Raw genomic sequence first — 16,440 nt, 5'->3', positions numbered from 1 at the left:
GGAGGGCGCGGCGGCCGCGCGCGCGGCGTCGTCGATGCGCTGCTCGGTCGTGCGGTCGTCGCGCCGCGAGCGCCGCGTCGGGTCGCTCACGACTCGTCCGCCTCGTCGATGGCGTGCGAGGGCGCGACGGCCTCGACCGCCCGATCGTCCTCGACGGCGAGTGCTCCCATCGGGAAGCCCTCCGCCGCGCGGGTCGCCGACACGGGCGCGAACGGGAAGCGGGTCATGACGTCGTCACTTTCGTCGGGCGACCGCGGCGGGCGGGCTCGTCGCCGAGGGCTAAGGGTGCGATGGGCGTCGCGCGCAGGCGCTGTTCGGTGTGGTCGAGCCAGCGCACCTGCGCCTCGACCTGGAAGATCATCGAGTCGACGACGAGCGACCACGCGAGTTCCTCGGCGGTGTCGGAAGCGCCCGCGTACTTCGCCCGGTTGAGCTCCTGCAGGTGACGCAGCGACGCGACCCGCTGCGTCTGGATGATGGCCTCGACGTCAACGCCCGGCAGGGTCGCGGCGAGCGCGAGCTTGATCGCGAGCTCGTCGCGCGTGCCCTTCGCGGCGGCAACGGGGCTGCTGAGCCAGTCGCGCACCTCGGTGCGGCCGGCGTCGGTGATCCGCCAGAAGACGTGGCCCTCGTCGTCGGCCTCGCCGCGCTCGACGAAGCCGTCGCGCTCGAGGCGGTCGAGCGTGCTGTAGATCTGGCCCACGTTGAGGGGCCAGGTGCCGCCCGTGCGGCGGTCGAACTCGGAGCGCAGCTGGTAGCCGTAGCACGCCCCCTGGTCGAGAATCGCGAGCAGGCTCTGCTTGACAGACATCCGTTCCTCCGTCGGCTATACCGGGTATGTGATTACCGAGTATATACATACCGAGTATTTCCGCACCACCCCCACCCGTAGCGCGCCGCACTAGAATCAACGCATGGCTTTCTGGGGCAAGCGCAAGCGCGAAGAGCAGGAGCGGCAGGACGCCGCCGATCAGGTTCTGGCCGTCAAGGCACAGAAGGCCCTCGTGGCAACCGACGAGCGGATCCGCACGACGCGCGACGAGCTCGCCTTCGCCCAGGCCGAGCTCGGCGATAGCGCGACGAAGGATCTGCGCGACGGCCTCGACGCCGTCGCCCGCCACATGCGTGAGGCGTTCGAGCTGCACCAGCTGAACCACGACGATATCCCCGACACCCGCGAGGAGCTGCGCACCCGCAACGCCCGCATCGTGCAGCTGTGCGAGTGGGCAGAGGACGTGCTCGACGAGCGCACGGCGGTCCTGAAGGAGCGGGTCGAGAAGATCCGCAACGCGCCCCGCGTGCGCGAGCAGACGCGCGAGGAGGCGAACCGAATCGCCGAGCGCCTGCCGCTCGCCGAGCAGACGGTCGAGCGCCTGAAGCTGCGCTACTCCCCCGAGGCCGTGCAGCGCATCGGCGCGAACCCCGCCGAGGGTCGCCAGCTCGTCGACTTCGCCCTGCACTCCTGCGACGTCGCCGAGCGCCGCCGCGAGGCGGGCCGGAAGGACGACGCCCTCGTCGCGCTCGAGACGGCGATCGAGGCCGTGCGCCGCGCGCAGAGCATCCTCGACGCCGTGGACGACTTCGAGATCGAGGCCATCCGCACCCAGAACACGCTCGCCGATGTCGTCGCAGACTCGCGCGCCGACATCGCGGCCGCCCGCCACGAGCGCCAGACCCCGGCCGTCGTCGAGGCGTCGACGAAGCTCGACCAGGCGCTGCGCGCACTGACCCCTCCCGGATCCCAGGGCGACCCGTTCACGGAACTCGCCTACATCAGCTCGCTCAACGCGGCGCTCGACCAGGCGCGCGAGCGCGCCCAGCGCAACATCCCGTCGGTCGACCACGTGCGCCACGACATCGACGCCGCCGACCGCGCGATCTACTCGGCGCGGAGCCTCATCGAAGGCCACCGCGAGCTGATCGGTGCCGACGCCCGCACCCGCCTGGCCGAGGCCGAGCGCCTGCGCGTCGACGCGGGCACGCTCGTCGCCGACGAGGACACGCGCGAGCGCTCGCGCGACATGGCCCGCCGCAGCGGCCAGCTCGCGAACGAGGCCCTGCAGGTCGCCCAGCGCGACATCGACCAGGCCCGCCGCAACACCTACGGCGGCGGATACGGCGGCCCGGGCTGGGGCGGCCCGCGCGGCGGCGGCGTCTCGGGCGGCGACATGCTCGGCGGCCTCATCGGCGGCGCGATTCTCGGCGGCATCATCGGCGACATCTTCGACTGATATGCCTCTCGTTCGCCGCCTCGCCGCGCCCGCGCTCCTGGCAGCCGGGCTCGCGCTCGCGTCGTGCACGGCCGCGCCGCCGGATCCGCCGGAGGGCGGCCCCGAGGCGCCCCCGCCCGGCACGACGGTCAACGAGGACGCGACGATCACCGTCGGCACCCTGCACGTCGCCGAGGATCTCGCCGACCCGGCGGATCCGGGATCGGCCGAGGCCCTGACGGGCAACGTGTACGAGTCGCTCTTCCGCCTCGCCGAGACCGGCGAGGCGGTGCCGTTGCTCGCATCGGGTTTCACGCGCTCGGAGGACGGGCTCGTCTACACCATCGCGCTGCAGCCCGACGCGACGTTCTCCGACGGCTCGCCGCTCGCCGCGGCCGACGTCGTAGACTCGCTCGTGCCGCTCATCGGCGACGGATCCGAGGTCGCGGCGGTCACCGCCGTCGACGACGACGTCGAGATCACGCTCGCGCGCCCGCTCGTGTCGCTCCCCCACACCCTCGCGGGTGTCTGGATCCGGCACGACGATCTCGGCACGGGCCCGTACACGATCGGCGAGTTCTCGAGCGGCACGAGCCTGAGCCTCGAGCGCCGCGACGACTACTGGCAGGATCCGGCGAAGAACGCCCGCGTCGACTTCCGCGCGTACCCGGCCGCGGCCGACCTCGTCGCCGCGCTCCGGGGCGGCGAGATCGACATCGCCCCCGCGATGGCGCCGCCCGCGGACGACCCGGCGGGCGACGGCATCGTCGTGAGCGAGGCCGCATCGACGACGCGCGTGCTGCTCGCGTTCAACGACAGCGTCGCCCCGTTCGACGACCCGCGCGTGCGCCGCGCCCTCTCGTCGGCAATCGACGACGACGCGGTGCGCGAGGCCCTCTGGGGCGACGAGGGCACGCCGATCTCATCGATGGCGCTGCCGAGCGAGCCGTGGCACGAGGACCTCTCCGCGCTGGATCCCTTCGAGCCCGACGCGGTTCCTGCGCTCCTCACCGAGGCGGGGCTCGCGGAGCCCGTGACGGCGCCGATTCTCGTGACCGACGGGCCCCTCGCCGACGCGGCCGACCTCATCGCCGAGCAGCTGAACGATGCCGGCATCGAGGCCACCGTCGAGCGGATCACCGCCGCCGAGTGGCGCGACCGCGTCGAGTCGCGGCGCGACTTCACGCTCGCCCTGGGCACCGTCTCGGGCGACCACCGCGTCGCAGGCCTCGGCGACCCGAGGTACTGGTGGGGCTACCGCAACCCCGACGTGCTCGGCTGGGCCGAACAGGCCGAGTCGCTCTCGAACGAGGCCGAGCAGGCCGAGCTCCTACGGCTCATCGATCTCACGGCGGCGAACGAGGCCGCGAGCGAGTGGCTCTTCCTCGAGCCGCGCATCATGATCGCCTCGGAAGACGTCGCGGGCTACCCGCTCGCCGGGCCGTTCGTGCTCGCCGGCATCGAACGCTCCGAATAGACACGAAAGCCGGATAGACGCAGAAAGCGGGGCCGCGGGAAAAGTCCCGCGGCCCCGCACTTCTCTCTCGGTCAGGCTGCCTGCTCGACCTGCGGCGGAGCCTCGGTCTCGAGCTCGATCACGCCGTAGTCCCATCCGCGGCGGCGGTACACGACGCTCGGGCGGTCGGTCTTCGCGTCGATGAAGAGGAAGAAGTCGTGTCCGACGAGCTCCATCTTGTCGACCGCTTGCGAGACCGTGAGCCACTCGGGCTCGAACGACTTCGTGCGGATCACGACGGGCGAGTAGTTCTCTTCCGTCTCGTCGTCTGCCTGGACCGGGATCGTGCCGGTCGCGACGGCGTGGAGCGTGTCAACATCGACGGGGGTGATGTCGATGCCTTCCAGGGATCCGGTGCCCTTCTCGAGGTGTGCACCGTGCGGACGCTGGCGGTCGGAGACGCGCTTGTCCTTGACCCGACGCAGCTGGTTCGTCAGCTTGTCGAGGGCCTCCTCGAAGGCCTGGAACTTGTCTTCCGCGCGGGCCTCCGCACGGGCGACCTTGCCCTTGCCGGTGACCGTGAGCTCGACCTTGGTCTCTTCGACCCGGCCGCGGTGATGCGCCGACTTGGTCACCTTGACATCGAGGGAGTCTGCCCGGGGCGCGAGGGTCTGCACCCGCGCGACCTTCTCATCAACAACGGTACGGAACCGTTCGGTGACGCTGACGCCCACACCGACGATGCTCGTGTCCATCTCTGCCTCCCATTCCGGTTCGCCCGGAGTGAGCGAACCATGTCGCTTTCTTGCCCCCACCGTATTGCCAGATTCACGGTCTGTCACTCTTTTCCCCGAAAGATGTTTACGGGCGTGTCACTTCGCGTTCATGGACGTCGTTTTGGGGTCGCCGCGAGCGCCGCCGCCCCCACGACAACGGCGCCAGCGGCCTCGAGCGCGCGCCTTGCCTCGATCATCGTCGAGCCCGTCGTGACGACGTCGTCGACGATGACGACGCGCGTGCCGGGGTGGATCCGCGCGGCGAGCGCGCCGGAGAGGTTCCGCGCGCGGGCGTCGCGCCCGAGCCCGCGCTGGTCGGCGACCTGGCGGCGCCAGGCGAGCGCGCGCACCGGATCCGTACCCGCGCGCCGCAGGAGCAGCTCGACGACGCGGTAACCGCGCGCCCGCGCGGACCGCCTCCCCTGCGGCACGGGCACCGCCACGACGGGGCCGCCGGATCCGGCCGCGGCCGCGAGGGCGGCCCGCAGCGCCGGCGCGAGGTCGCGGGCGAGCCCCACGCGGCCGTGCTGTTTCAGCTCGCGGATCACCCTCGACGCCGTCCGCTCGTAGTCGAGCCCGGCGAAGACCGCGAAGCCGGATCCGAGATCGACGCGCCGCACATCGGGTGCGAGGGCCGCGGCGCAGCGCCCACAGAGCGCGGATCCGCCCTCGCCGCAGCCCGCGCACGCGACGGGCACGAGAAACGCGAGCGCCTCGGCGAGCGCGCCGGTGATCCGCGGGGTCATCTCGCCATCGTGCCGCGGGGCGGCCCCGAGCGGCGGGGCTGTGGAGAGAAAACCGTCCCTCAGAGGCCTGTGGATCGTTACGGCTGCGCGTCGACGACGGTGTCCGGCGCGCCGACCTGGGTCGCCAAGACCTCGACCTCGCTACCGGCCTGCTGCCAGGTGCGCTGGTAGCGGATGTAGAGCGAGCCGTCGTCGGCGAGCAGGCGCTCGCGCTGCTTCGCGTTGCCGTAGGTGAGCGACGTCGACGTGAACGACGCCGTGAGGCGCTCGGAGGTGCCGCCGACCTGCTGCTCGCGCACGAGGGTGCGCCCGTCGCCCGACATCGACGCGGCGACGATCGTCGACGAGACCCAGGCGACGTCGGTGCCGTCGGCCTCGAGGTGGCTCATGCTCTCGACGCCGCCGAGGCCCGTCGGCACGCCGTCGCCATCGCGGCTGAGCGAGGCGATGACGAGCACGGGCTGGTCGTCGCGGTGCCCGATGATCGCGATCCTGGCGCCGTCGCGCGACACCGACATCGACGTGATGTCGGTGAGCGAGAGGTCGGTCGTGAGGCCGATGGGGTTGTCGTCGGCGCCCCACGCCCACAGCCGGTCCTCGTCGCCGTCCTGCGCCGACCAGATGTAGCCGAACGGATCGAGCGTCGGCGCCGCCCATCCGCTCTCGAAGGTCAGGGGCTCGAACGTCTCTGCCTCGGCCTCGATCCACCACAGCACGCCGCTCTCGGTCTGCACGGCGGCGCCGCTGAGGTCGGGCGCGACCGTGATCGAGGTCGCGGGGTCGTCGTCCGCCTGCTCGCTCTCGGGGGTGAACCGCTCGCGGATGACGTCGCTGAGCCCCGGGATCTCCTCGATCTCGCCGCCGGCGAGGTACCCGAAGTCGTCCTTCGTCATGACGATCGCGCGCGCGTCGGGCTCCTCCTCCGCGATCGTGTCGGTGGGTCCCGTGAGCCGGGATCCGTCGACTGTCATGCGCACGGAGGTCACGTTCATCGACGAGAGGGTCTGCTCGAGCTGCGTCTGCATGCGGGCGCGCCGCGAGCTCGACGCGTCGGCGGCCTCGGACGAGAGCGACACCGTCGCGGTGCCGTCGTCGACCTGAACGCCCTCGAAGGAGATGCCGCTGAAGGCGCTCGTGACGGCGCCGTCGAGCCAGGGCGCGGGGCCGCCGTCGATGAGCTCCTCGAGGGCGCGGCGCACGGGCGACACGGCGTCGGGGAACCAGCGCACGTCGGGCACGAGATGGTTCTCGAGGCCCGAGAACACCAGCGTCTGCGGCAGGAACACGTTCGTGAAGTTTCCGCTCTGCACGACGATGCCGTCGGGTGCAGACGAGATGCGCCACTGCCCGTCGACCTGCACGACCTCGAAGTCGAGCGATCGCACCGTCTGTTCCTCGACGGTGTAGAGGCCCGTCTCGTCGAGCGAGCCGACCGAGGTGACGCGCGTGCTGACGTCGCCCGAGGTGTCGCTGTCGTCGTCCGTGACGATGTCGCTCACGTCGCGCTCGTCGACGTCGTCGATCGTGACGCGCGCGTTCGGATCCCAGACCGCGGCCGCCTCGGGCGTCAGGAACTCGCGCGCGATCTCCCAATCGCCGATGGGGCTCTCGCCCGCGTCGAGGAAGCCGAGCACGATCTCGGCGGCGCTCGCGCCGTCGGCCGGGCCGTTGGGGTTGAACTGCCAGCGGGCGTTCTGCGCGACGGTGTCGGTGCCGAGGCCCGGCTGGTAGCTGCCGCTCGTGGGCAGGCTCGTGCAGGCCGCGAGCCCGAGGATGCTCAGCGCCGCGACGACGGGGGCGAGTGCGCGCCTCATGCGTCCTCCTCCGGTTCGTGCCGCACGACGAGCGTCTCGCGCGTGGGGCTTCCCGCGGCGCTGCCGTCGGCGGCCTCGATCTGCTCGGGCGGCACGGTGCGGATGGGCGGGTCGATCTCGTCATGCTCGCCGCGCGGCAGCGTCACGACGAAGTGGGTTCCGACGCCGAGCTCCGACCACACCTCGATGGTGCCGCCGTGCAGCTTCGCGTCGCCGAGCGCGATCGCGAGACCGAGCCCGGATCCGCCGAGGGTGCGCTTGCGCGACGGATCCGCGCGCCAGAAGCGGTCGAACACGCGCGACGCGTGCTCGGGTCGCATGCCGAGGCCGCGGTCGCGGACGCCGACCGAGACGGCCGTCTCGTTCTGCGCGACGGTGATCTCGATCGGGTGGCGCTCGCCGTGCTCGATCGCGTTGCCGACGAGGTTGCGCAGGATCCGCCGCACGCGGCGCGGGTCGAGCGGGATCACGTCGTCGCCGACCGCGCCCGTGAAGCGCAGCTCGGTGTCGTGCTCCCACGCGACCTGGCGGAGCGACTCGGCCACCTGCTCGGTGACGTCGCTCATGCTGATCTCCTCGAGCGAGAGCTCGACGGATCCGGCGTCGTAGCGGCTGATCTCGAGGAGGTCGGCGAGGAGCACCTCGAAGCGGCCGACCTGGTCGTAGAGCAGCTCGGCGGACCTCGCCGTGACGGGGTCGAACTCCTCGCGGTCGCCGTAGAGCACGCCGGCCGCGAGGCGGATCGTCGTCAGCGGCGTGCGCAGCTCGTGCGAGACGTCCGACACGAAGCGCTGCTGCACGAGCGAGAGCTCGGCGAGCTCGCGGATCTGGCTCTCGAGGCTGTCGGCCATGCGGTTGAACGCGAGCGCGAGGGTCGCGAGCTCGTTCTCGCCGACCACGTCGAGCCGCGCGGCGAGGTCTCCGGCGGCGAGGCGCGCGCTCGCCCGGGAGACGCCGGCGACGGGAGTCGCGACCGAGCGCATGACGAGCCAGACGATGCCGCCGACGATCACGACGAGAGCCGCGCCCATGACCCAGAGCGCCCCCTGCACGAAGCGCACCGTCTCGGCGACGTCGTTCAGCGGGTAGGCGAGATAGACCTCGTAGACGCCCACGTTCGGCATCTCGAGCTGCTGGCCGACGACGATCGCCGGCACGGGGCGCCCGTCCTCCCCCGGCAGGGCGATCGACTGGTACCACTGCGTCTCGGGGCGCGAGCGCACCTGTTCGCGCAGCCCGTCGGTCAGCATCGACTCGACGAGCTGGCTGCCGTAGAGCGTGAACGACGCGGGCGCGTCGGAGGTCGAGGCGCCCCTGATCGGCAGGCCCAGGATGAGCTCGGTCGACGAGGCGGTCGCGAGGTTGCTCGTCATCGAGTTGCGCATCTGCTGCACGGCGGCGCGATCGGTCGGCGCCGTCTGCCGATACACGGCCGACTGCGTGAAGTCGACGGCGCGCTTGGTGTCGGCGAGGATCTGATCCTTGCGCGCGTTAAAGAGGTCGGACTGGATCGCGAGGGTCGCCCAGACGGTCGCGATGACGATCGCGAGCGTCGTCGCCCCCGCCGCGATCGCGACGGTGCGGAACAGCAGCGAGTGCCGCCAGGCCCGCATGGGCCGGCGGACGAGGCTCAGCAGTCTCCCGCCGAGCGTGCCCGTCATCAGGCTGTCGCGCCGGCGCGGTATCCGACGCCGCGCACCGTCATCACGACGCGGGGGTTGTCCGGGTCGAGCTCGACCTTCGAGCGCAGGCGCTGCACGTGCACGTTGACGAGGCGCGTGTCGGCCTTGTAGTGGTAGCCCCACACCTGCTCGAGCAGCTGCTCGCGCGTGAACACCTGCTGCGGCTTCGAGGCGAGCGCCACGAGCAGCTCAAACTCGAGCGGGGTGAGCGCGATCGACTCGCCGCCGCGTCGCACCTCGTGCGCCACAACATCGATCTCGACGTCGGCGACGCGCAGCGTCTTGCCGCCCTCGGGCGAGAGCGGGCGCAGGCGGGTGCGGATCCGGGCGACGAGCTCCTTCGGGTTGAAGGGCTTGACCATGTAATCGTCGGCGCCGGCCTCGAGCCCCGCCACGACGTCGGTCGTGTCGGTGCGGGCCGTCAGCATGATGATCGGCACGCCCGACTCCTCGCGGATCTCACGGCAGATCTCGATGCCGTCGACGCCGGGAAGCATGAGGTCGAGAAGCACCAGATCGGGCTTCTGGACGCGCCAGGCGTCGACCGCGAGGGCGCCGTCGGCGCAGAAAGACGTCTCGAAGCCATCGCCCGTGAGGACGATGCCGATCATCTCAGCGAGGGCGGTGTCGTCGTCCACCACGAGAATGCGACCAGTCATGCGCCCCAGTCTAGGCGTCTCGCCTCGCGGGCGGCCCGCGGCGCGCGGGGTATGGAACGATGGATGGCTAAGGAGGATTCATCGTGACGAACACCACCGCCCCCGGCTGGGCTCCCGCTCCCCGGCAGGGCCTCGTCCCCCTGTATCCATATGGATTCGGCACCATCATGGGCCGGTCCTTCACGGTGATCCGTGGCAATCCGAAGGTGCTGCTGCTCTTTGTTGTGGGCGTGCAGACGCTCGCGATGACGCTGTTCCTCGCCGCCGTGTTCGGCATGTCGTATGCCGCATTCTCGCGCGCCGACACCGTGGATCCGTCGTCCGCCGACTTCGAGGACCTCCTCTGGGGCGCCGGCGCGATCACCCTGATCGGCACCCTCGTGCTGTCGATCGTGCTCGCGACCGTGACGACGATCGCGCAGGGCTTCGTCGTCGCCGAGGTCGGGCACGCGTCGCTCGCCGAAAAGGCGTCGATCGGCCGTCTCTGGCGGCGCGTGCGGCCGGCGTTCTGGCCGCTCTTCGGCTACTCACTACTGATGGGCCTGGCCGTGTTCGTCGCGGTCTTCCTGCTGGCGCTACCTCTCGTCTTCCTCGGCGTCGCCAACACCCCGACCAGCTGGGTGTTTTTCGTCATCCTGCTCCTCACCGAGATCATCGGCGGCCTCGTCGTCTACGCGTGGCTCGGCACCAAGCTTTACCTCGTGCCCGCGGCGATCGTGCTCGAGGGCGTGCGTCCCTTCCGCGCGATCTCCCGCTCGTGGCAGCTCACGCGCGGCCGGTTCTGGTCGACGTTCGGCGTCGCGGCGCTGCTCTACCTGATCACCAACATCGTGGCCGGCGCGGTCTCGAGCGTCATGTCGTTCTTCACGCCGCTCATCATGACGACCCTCATCCCGCTCGGCGAGGGCGGGTCGAACTTCGGCGTCGCCGCCACGATGAGCTTCGTGCTGCTGGGCATCACGTCGGTCATCTCGTTCGCGATCTCGTCGATCCTGACGATCGTCACGGGCGCCGGCGGCGTGCTGACCTACATCGACGCGCGCATGCGCGACGAGGGCATCGACCTGCGCATGCGCCGCTACGTCGAGGCACGCGGCGACGCCGACGACCCCTACGCGTTCATCGAGGGCGCCGAGCCGTCGCCCTACGCCGCGCAGGGAGCCCAGGCGCCGCAGTACCCGGCCTACCCGCAGCAGTACGGGCAGCAGACCTATGGCCAGCCCCAGTACGGCCAGAACGCCTACGGCCAGCCTGCCTACGGCCAGCAGACCTACGGGCAGCAGACCTACGCACAGCCCGCCTATGGCCAGCAGGCCGGCGGCCACCCCCAGTACGGCCAGCCCCCGTACGGCGAACAGCCCTACGGCCAGCAGCCGCCCGAGCAGCCCCGCTACGGCCAGTACGCCCCGGCGCCCCAGGACCCGCAGGCTCCCGCGGCACCGCAGCCCCCGGCACCCGCCCCGTCCGCGGCGGATCCGGCGCAGCCCGAAGGCGCCGCGCCCCCGCGCCCGGCGGATCCGGACCCGCGCGAGCAGCCCCCGGCGCCGCCCGTATGATCTCGCTCGCCGCGCTCCCGGACGCCGACGAGGCACGCGAGTGGGCCGAGGAGGAGCTCAGCAAGGCCGTCTATCAGGTGACCGAGCCGACGCTCTTCGATAAGGTCGCCCGGGCGATCGGTGAGTTCGTCCAGCGGCTGCTCAGCCCGAATCTCTCGGGCGGGGCGTTCAGCCCCATCTGGGCCGTGATCATCGTCGCGATCGTACTCGGCGGCATCGTGCTCGCCTTCGTGATCTGGGGTCGCCCGCGCGGCGACCACCGCACCGGATCCGGCGGATCCGCGGCCGTGTTCGACGACGACGCGCTCTCGGCCGCCGAGCTGCGCGCCGCGTCCGCCGCGGCGGCGGCGCGCGGCGACTGGGACGAGGCGATCGTCATGCGCTTCCGGGCTCTTGCGCGCGGCCTCGACGAGCGCGGCATTTTGCATGCCCCGCCCGGCATGACCGCGCGCGCCCTCGCGGCCGACGCGGGCGTGTTCTTCCCGAACCTCGCGGGCGAGCTCGCGCAGTCGGCGGCGCTCTTCGACGACGTGCGGTACCTGCGGCGGCACGGATCCGCCGACGCGGCCCGCGCGCTCGACGAGCTCGAGGCGAGGGTCGCCGCGGCCTCGCCCGCCATCGCGGCACGGGCGGCGTTCGCATGAGCCTGATCGCCACGGTCGAGTCCGCCGAGCGCCCGCGCGCCCCGCTGGGCCGCCGCGTCTGGTCGTGGGTCGGCATCGTCGCCGCGATCGTCGTGATCGGCTCGCTCTTCGCGATGCTGCGGTACGACTACACGCAGCCCGAGCCGCTCTCGATCGACAGCCCCCGCTACGACGGCACGCGGGCGCTCGCGGCGCTACTCGACCGCCAGGGCGTCGACGTCGAGGCCACGACCTCGGCCGACGACGCCGCCCAGATGGCTCGCGACGGCGCCGTTCTCGTCGTGACCGACGCGGCGCGCATCGACCTCGACGGGCTGCGCCGCCTCGCCGACGCGGCCCCGCGCACCGTCGTCCTCGGCGCCGACTTCGCCGCGCTCGACGAGCTCTTCCCCGGCCTCGGCTTCGCCGGATCCGGGCACGGCTCGCCCGTCGACGCCGCGTGCGACATTCCCGAGGCGGTACGCGCCGAATCGATCATTCCCGGCGAGGTATATACGCCGGGCGACGCGACGGGCTGCTTCCCGGTCGACGACGGATACGCCCTCGTCACCGACGGAACCGTCTTCGCCCTCGACGGCCGCGCGATCGTCACGAACGAGCACCTCGCCGAGGCGGGGCATGCGGCGCTCGCGCTCGGGCTGCTGGCCGAGACCGGATCCGTCGCCTGGTACGCCCCCTCGGGCGCCGAGCTCACGGGCGGCGCCTCGAGCCTCGGCGACATCGTGCCGACGTGGGTCACGCCCGTGATCCTGCTCTGCATCGTCGGCTTCGTGGCGGCCGCGCTCTGGCGCGGGCGGCGCTTCGGCCCGCTCGTCGCCGAGGCGCTGCCGGTGACGGTGCGCGCCTCCGAGACCCTCGAGGGTCGCGCCCGGCTCTACCGCCGCGCCGTCGACCCCGCGCACGCCTACGACGCGCTGCGCCGCGGGGCCTCCGCCCGCATGGCGCGCCGCACGGGCCTCTCGCCCGAGGCGGATCCGGAGGCCCTCGCGGCTGCGGTCGCCGCCCGCACGGGGCGCGATCCGCGCGAGGTCCTCGAGGTCCTCACGGCGACGCCCGCGCTTGACACAGACCTGGCCGAGATCGGCGCGCGCCTGCGCGAGATCGAGGCCGCACTCGACGACTCACACACCTGGGAAGGACGCTCACGATGACCGAGCCCACAACCGAAGCCGAGACCGAGCGCCTGCGGCAGGCCACCCTCGCGGTGCGCGCCGAGGTCGGCAAGGCCGTCGTCGGGCAGGACGGCGCCGTCTCCGGCCTGCTGATCGCGCTGCTCGCCCGCGGCCACGCGCTGCTCGAGGGCGTGCCCGGCGTCGCGAAGACGCTGCTCGTGCGCAGCTTCAGCCGCGCGCTGGGCCTCGACACGAAGCGCGTGCAGTTCACGCCCGACCTCATGCCGGGCGACGTGTCGGGCTCGATGATCTACGACCAGAAGGCGGGCGAGTTCACCTTCCGCGAGGGCCCGGTCTTCACGAACGTGCTGCTCGCCGACGAGATCAACCGCACGCCCCCGAAGACGCAATCGGCGCTGCTCGAGGCGATGGAGGAGCGCCAGGTCTCGACCGACGGCGTGAGCCGCGCGCTCCCCGACCCGTTCCTCGTGTGCGCGACGCAGAACCCGATCGAGCACGAGGGCACCTATACGCTGCCCGAGGCGCAGCTCGACCGCTTCCTGCTGAAGCTGACGATCCGCGTGCCCGAGCGCGACGACGAGGTGGCGGTGCTCCGCCGCCACGCCGACGGCTTCCGCCCGCGCGAGCTCGACGCGATCCGCCCCGCCATGACGCCCGCCGACATCCTCGCGGCGCAGGCGTCGGTCGACGCCGTGAGCTCGACCGACGACGTGCTCGCCTACATCGTCGACCTCGCCCGCGCGACGCGCGACGCCGCCTCCGTCGCGGTGGGCGCGAGCCCCCGCGCCGCCGCCGCGCTCCTCGCCGCCGCGAAGGCCTGGGCGTGGCTCGGCGGGTACCCCGCCATCACGCCCGACCACGTGCAGGCCATGCTGACGCCCGTGTGGCGCCACCGCATCCAGCTGCGACCCGACGCCGAGATCGAGGGTGTCACGGCCGACCAGGTGCTCGCGAGCGTCGTGCAGACGACGCCGGTCCCCCGCTGATGTACGTCACCGGCCGCCTCCCCCTGCTCGTCGCGGCGGGCGTCGTGCCCGTCGTGGTGTTCGGCGCGGCCGGCGCGAGCCCGTGGGCGGTGCTCGCGGCCTGGATCCTGCTCGTCGCCGCGATCGTCACGATCGATGTGCTCGGGGCACCGGATCCGCGGGTGCTGGAGCTCTCGCGCGACGTGCCCGCGCGCGCGAAGCTCGGCGACGCGGTGCCGACGCGCCTGCAGGTGATCAACACGGGCTCGCGCCTCGTCCGCGCGCGGGTGCGCGACGGCTGGCAGCCGACCGCCGGATCCGCGGGCGAGCGCTACCCGGTCACGATCCCGGCCCGCGAGTCGCGCACGATCGCGATCCCGCTCGCGCCGCGCCGCCGCGGCGAGCTGCGCAGCGAGTTCGTCGCGGTGCGCACGCTCGGGCCGCTCGGCTTCGCCGGCCGCCAGCGCGCGCTCCCCTCCCCCGGCGCGATCCGGATCCTGCCCCCGTTCCGGGCGCGCCGGCACCTCGCGAGCCGGGTGCAGCGGCTGCGCGAGCTCGACGGATCCACGTCGTTGCAGGTGCGCGGGCGCGGCACCGAGTTCGACTCGCTGCGCGAGTACGTGCGCGGCGACGACGTGCGCTCGATCGACTGGCGCGCGACGGCGAGGTCGACGGCGACGATGCTGCGCACCTGGCGGCCGGAGCGCGACCGCCACGTCACGATCATTGTCGACACGGGCCGCACCGCCGCCGCGCGCGTCGGAGACGAGACCCGCCTCGACGCGACCTTCGAGGCGGCCATGCTGCTCGCCGCGCTTGCGAACCGCGCGGGCGACCACGTGCATCTCCTCGCCTTCGACCGCGTCGTGCGGGCGCGCGTCACGGGCGTCGACGGCCCGCGCCTGATCCCCGAGATCTCCGACGCCCTCGCGGGCGTCGAGGCCCAGCTCATCGACACCGACTGGGATCACGCCTTCGCCGAGGCGCGGCGCCTCGCGCGCCGCCCGAGCCTCGTCGTCATCCTCACGGCGCAGGAGTCGGTATCGGCGTCGCGCGGGTTCCTCGCCCGCCTCGCGACGCTGCCTGGCGGATCCACGACCGTGCTCGTCGGCACCGTCACCGACGCCGAGCTCGGCGAGGCGGCGCGCGCCGGCGGATCCGTGACCGACCTCTACCGCGCGGCTGCCGCCGAGGCGACGGTGCGCGACGCCGAGCTCGTCGCCCGCGCCATGAGCCGCGCGGGGGTCGAGGCGCTCGCCGACGCCCCGGAGTCGCTGCCGCCGCGCATCGCCGACCGGTACCTCGCGCTGAAGAAGGCCGGCAGGCTATAACGCCGCGAGGGCCGGGCCACGATAACGTGACCCGGCCCTCGCGGTAGACGACGCGTTACGCGATGTCCGAGTTGGCCGTCTCCTTCGAGAAGAACGCGGCGGCCGACGAGGCGACGCACAGCACGCAGGTGACGAGGCCGATCGTGAGCGGCACGTTGCCGCTCGACGGCGGGGCGATGATCGCGAACAGCGACGGCATGAGGCCCGTGATGAACAGGGCGATGTTCTGCGAGAGCGCGAAGCCCGTGACGCGGGTCTCGGTCGGGAACATCTCCTGGAAGAAGCTCGCGTAGGTCGCGTTGAACATCTGGTACATGATGCCGAAGCTCAGGATCGCGAGCACGATCGTCAGGCCGATGTTGTGCGCCTCGACGACGAACAGGTACGGCACGGCGACGAGGCCGCCGACGAGCGGGCCGAAGATGAGGAACGGGCGGCGGCCGATCTTGTCGGAGAGCATGCCGAAGACCGGGATGAGGATGATCGCCGCGATGTTCGCGATGACGGGGATCCACAGGTAGACGTCGGCGTCCATCTTGACGCCGTAGGCCTCCTGCGTCGCGAAGGTCGTGCCGAAGACAACGACCGTCGTGCCGATGACGTTGGCCATGCCCATGACGATCGCACGGAAGAGCGGGCCGCCCGAGGTGCGGAACAGCTGCACGATCGGCATCGTGGTCTTCGCCGCCGCCTTGTCGGTGAAGACGGGGGTCTCGTCGAGCTTCGAGCGGATGACGAGGGCGACGACCACGACGATCGCGCTGAGGAAGAACGGGATGCGCCAGCCCCACGCGATGAGGTCATCGTGCGAGAGGAAGTGCGACAGCGGGATGAAGCTCGCCTGGGCGAGGATGCTACCGAACTGCGTGCCCTGCAGCGCGAAGCTCATGAGCAGGCCGCGCTTGTTCTTATCGGCGTGCTCGGCGATCATCGTCGTCGCGCCGCCCAGCTCGCCGGAGACGGCGAAGCCCTGGACGAGGCGCAGCACGACGAGGAGCGCCGGGGCGAGCATGCCCACCTGCGAGTAGCTGGGCAGGCAACCCACGAGGAAGGTCGAGATGCCCATGAGCAGCATCGCGAAGACGAGCAGCTTCTTGCGGCCGTGGCGGTCGCCGAAGTGGCCGAGCACGAAGGCGCCGAGGGGGCGGGCGACGTAGCCGACGCCGTAGGTCGCGAGCGACGCGATGATCGCGATCGCGGGGTCGGCCGACGGGAAGAACACCGTCGGGAAGACGAGCGCCGCGGCGGACGCATAGATCGAAAAGTCGTAGTACTCGAGGGTACTGCCGAGCCATCCGCTCAGCGCGGCGCGGCCTCCCTGGCCCTTCTTCGTCGTCGAGGGTGTGCTCGGTGATGCGGTTGACGTCATTGTGTTCCTTGAATCGTCGTCGATCGCGTGGGTAAACGCTTTCCCATCACGATACTCTCCTCGACAGCCGTTGACAAATCGATCCCAGATCCGAATCAT

The 16,440-nt window shown here is 71.9% G+C and carries 15 protein-coding genes; 7 read left to right on the top strand and 8 right to left on the bottom strand.

All coding sequences use genetic code 11. The annotated features are described in order from the left end of the window. Positions 1 to 86: 86 nt before the first annotated feature. Positions 87 to 227, bottom strand: a complete 141-nt coding sequence (locus DTO57_RS14420; RefSeq protein WP_162785772.1) for a hypothetical protein — start codon at positions 225 to 227, stop codon at positions 87 to 89. Further along, a complete protein-coding gene (locus DTO57_RS12950) occupies positions 224 to 811 on the bottom strand; it encodes a PadR family transcriptional regulator (protein WP_114118645.1) in 588 nt (195 codons plus the stop codon). Before DTO57_RS12950 ends, DTO57_RS14420 begins: the two co-directional genes overlap by 4 nt. 103 nt (positions 812 to 914) lie before the next feature. On the opposite strand from DTO57_RS12950, the gene DTO57_RS12945 reads away from it, so the two are divergent. Together DTO57_RS12945 and DTO57_RS12940 are read left to right on the top strand one after the other, a co-directional pair. Next, positions 915 to 2,231, top strand: a complete 1,317-nt coding sequence (locus DTO57_RS12945; protein WP_114118644.1) for a hypothetical protein — start codon at positions 915 to 917, stop codon at positions 2,229 to 2,231. A 1-nt stretch (position 2,232) separates the two neighbouring features. Next, entirely contained in the window at positions 2,233 to 3,687 is a 1,455-nt protein-coding gene (locus DTO57_RS12940; protein WP_114118643.1) for an ABC transporter substrate-binding protein, read from the top strand. Between the two features lie 71 nt (positions 3,688 to 3,758). Here DTO57_RS12940 and hpf read toward each other — a convergent pair whose 3' ends face one another. The 5 genes from hpf to mtrA all read right to left on the bottom strand — a co-directional run bounded on the left by hpf (position 3,759) and on the right by mtrA (position 9,343). Continuing rightward, positions 3,759 to 4,421 carry a ribosome hibernation-promoting factor, HPF/YfiA family gene (gene hpf, locus DTO57_RS12935; protein ID WP_114118642.1) on the bottom strand — a complete coding sequence of 221 codons (663 nt, stop codon included), beginning with the start codon at positions 4,419 to 4,421 and terminating at the stop codon, positions 3,759 to 3,761. A gap of 128 nt (positions 4,422 to 4,549) precedes the next feature. Further along, on the bottom strand, positions 4,550 to 5,188 hold the full coding sequence (locus DTO57_RS12930) for a ComF family protein (protein WP_114118641.1): 639 nt from the start codon (positions 5,186 to 5,188) through the stop codon (positions 4,550 to 4,552). Positions 5,189 to 5,265: 77 nt separating this feature from the next. After that, positions 5,266 to 7,002 (bottom strand): LpqB family beta-propeller domain-containing protein, encoded by a 1,737-nt coding sequence (locus DTO57_RS12925; protein WP_114118640.1) that lies wholly within the window; start codon positions 7,000 to 7,002, stop codon positions 5,266 to 5,268. After that, on the bottom strand, positions 6,999 to 8,663 hold the full coding sequence (gene mtrB / locus DTO57_RS12920; protein WP_114118639.1) for an MtrAB system histidine kinase MtrB: 1,665 nt from the start codon (positions 8,661 to 8,663) through the stop codon (positions 6,999 to 7,001). The genes DTO57_RS12925 and mtrB overlap by 4 nt, the downstream gene beginning before the upstream one ends. Next, positions 8,663 to 9,343, bottom strand: coding sequence for an MtrAB system response regulator MtrA (gene mtrA, locus DTO57_RS12915; RefSeq protein WP_114118638.1), 681 nt, complete (start codon positions 9,341 to 9,343; stop codon positions 8,663 to 8,665). The genes mtrB and mtrA overlap by 1 nt, the downstream gene beginning before the upstream one ends. Positions 9,344 to 9,426: 83 nt before the next feature. Between mtrA and DTO57_RS14785 the strand changes: the two genes are divergently transcribed. From DTO57_RS14785 to DTO57_RS12890, 5 genes are read left to right on the top strand one after another with little or no spacing between them, the layout of a single operon-like run. Continuing rightward, complete coding sequence (locus DTO57_RS14785) at positions 9,427 to 10,899, top strand: DUF7847 domain-containing protein (RefSeq protein WP_162785771.1); 1,473 nt, start codon at positions 9,427 to 9,429, stop codon at positions 10,897 to 10,899. Then, positions 10,896 to 11,543, top strand: a complete 648-nt coding sequence (locus DTO57_RS12905; protein ID WP_114118636.1) for a DUF4129 domain-containing protein — start codon at positions 10,896 to 10,898, stop codon at positions 11,541 to 11,543. The genes DTO57_RS14785 and DTO57_RS12905 overlap by 4 nt, the downstream gene beginning before the upstream one ends. After that, a complete protein-coding gene (locus tag DTO57_RS12900; RefSeq protein WP_114118635.1) occupies positions 11,540 to 12,694 on the top strand; it encodes a DUF4350 domain-containing protein in 1,155 nt (384 codons plus the stop codon). Before DTO57_RS12905 ends, DTO57_RS12900 begins: the two co-directional genes overlap by 4 nt. Continuing rightward, positions 12,691 to 13,662 carry an AAA family ATPase gene (locus DTO57_RS12895; protein WP_114118634.1) on the top strand — a complete coding sequence of 324 codons (972 nt, stop codon included), beginning with the start codon at positions 12,691 to 12,693 and terminating at the stop codon, positions 13,660 to 13,662. The genes DTO57_RS12900 and DTO57_RS12895 overlap by 4 nt, the downstream gene beginning before the upstream one ends. Further along, positions 13,662 to 14,972, top strand: coding sequence for a DUF58 domain-containing protein (locus DTO57_RS12890; protein ID WP_114118633.1), 1,311 nt, complete (start codon positions 13,662 to 13,664; stop codon positions 14,970 to 14,972). The genes DTO57_RS12895 and DTO57_RS12890 overlap by 1 nt, the downstream gene beginning before the upstream one ends. A 55-nt stretch (positions 14,973 to 15,027) precedes the next feature. Here the strand turns inward: DTO57_RS12890 and DTO57_RS12885 are convergent, their stop codons facing one another. Next, the gene (locus DTO57_RS12885) at positions 15,028 to 16,341 is read right to left on the bottom strand and encodes an MFS transporter (protein ID WP_114118632.1); all 1,314 of its coding nucleotides are present in this window, start codon (positions 16,339 to 16,341) and stop codon (positions 15,028 to 15,030) included. Positions 16,342 to 16,440: the final 99 nt, after the last annotated feature.

The sequence above is a fragment of the Microbacterium sorbitolivorans genome (assembly GCF_003327285.1).
GTDB classification, from domain to species: domain Bacteria; phylum Actinomycetota; class Actinomycetes; order Actinomycetales; family Microbacteriaceae; genus Microbacterium; species Microbacterium sorbitolivorans.
The sequence above is the reverse complement of the archived record's forward strand: the minus strand, read 5'-3'. Positions and strand labels throughout refer to the sequence as shown.

Excerpts from the sequence above, each read along its gene's own strand:
- DTO57_RS14420 (WP_162785772.1), bottom strand. The coding sequence starts at position 227 with ATGACCCGCTTCCCGTTCGCGCCCGTGTCGGCGACCCGCGCGGCGGAG.
- DTO57_RS12950 (WP_114118645.1), bottom strand. The coding sequence starts at position 811 with ATGTCTGTCAAGCAGAGCCTGCTCGCGATTCTCGACCAGGGGGCGTGC.
- DTO57_RS12945 (WP_114118644.1), top strand. The coding sequence starts at position 915 with ATGGCTTTCTGGGGCAAGCGCAAGCGCGAAGAGCAGGAGCGGCAGGAC.
- DTO57_RS12940 (WP_114118643.1), top strand. The coding sequence starts at position 2,233 with ATGCCTCTCGTTCGCCGCCTCGCCGCGCCCGCGCTCCTGGCAGCCGGG.
- hpf (WP_114118642.1), bottom strand. The coding sequence starts at position 4,421 with ATGGACACGAGCATCGTCGGTGTGGGCGTCAGCGTCACCGAACGGTTC.
- DTO57_RS12930 (WP_114118641.1), bottom strand. The coding sequence starts at position 5,188 with ATGACCCCGCGGATCACCGGCGCGCTCGCCGAGGCGCTCGCGTTTCTC.
- DTO57_RS12925 (WP_114118640.1), bottom strand. The coding sequence starts at position 7,002 with ATGAGGCGCGCACTCGCCCCCGTCGTCGCGGCGCTGAGCATCCTCGGG.
- mtrB (WP_114118639.1), bottom strand. The coding sequence starts at position 8,663 with ATGACGGGCACGCTCGGCGGGAGACTGCTGAGCCTCGTCCGCCGGCCC.
- mtrA (WP_114118638.1), bottom strand. The coding sequence starts at position 9,343 with ATGACTGGTCGCATTCTCGTGGTGGACGACGACACCGCCCTCGCTGAG.
- DTO57_RS12905 (WP_114118636.1), top strand. The coding sequence starts at position 10,896 with ATGATCTCGCTCGCCGCGCTCCCGGACGCCGACGAGGCACGCGAGTGG.
- DTO57_RS12900 (WP_114118635.1), top strand. The coding sequence starts at position 11,540 with ATGAGCCTGATCGCCACGGTCGAGTCCGCCGAGCGCCCGCGCGCCCCG.
- DTO57_RS12895 (WP_114118634.1), top strand. The coding sequence starts at position 12,691 with ATGACCGAGCCCACAACCGAAGCCGAGACCGAGCGCCTGCGGCAGGCC.
- DTO57_RS12890 (WP_114118633.1), top strand. The coding sequence starts at position 13,662 with ATGTACGTCACCGGCCGCCTCCCCCTGCTCGTCGCGGCGGGCGTCGTG.
- DTO57_RS12885 (WP_114118632.1), bottom strand. The coding sequence starts at position 16,341 with ATGACGTCAACCGCATCACCGAGCACACCCTCGACGACGAAGAAGGGC.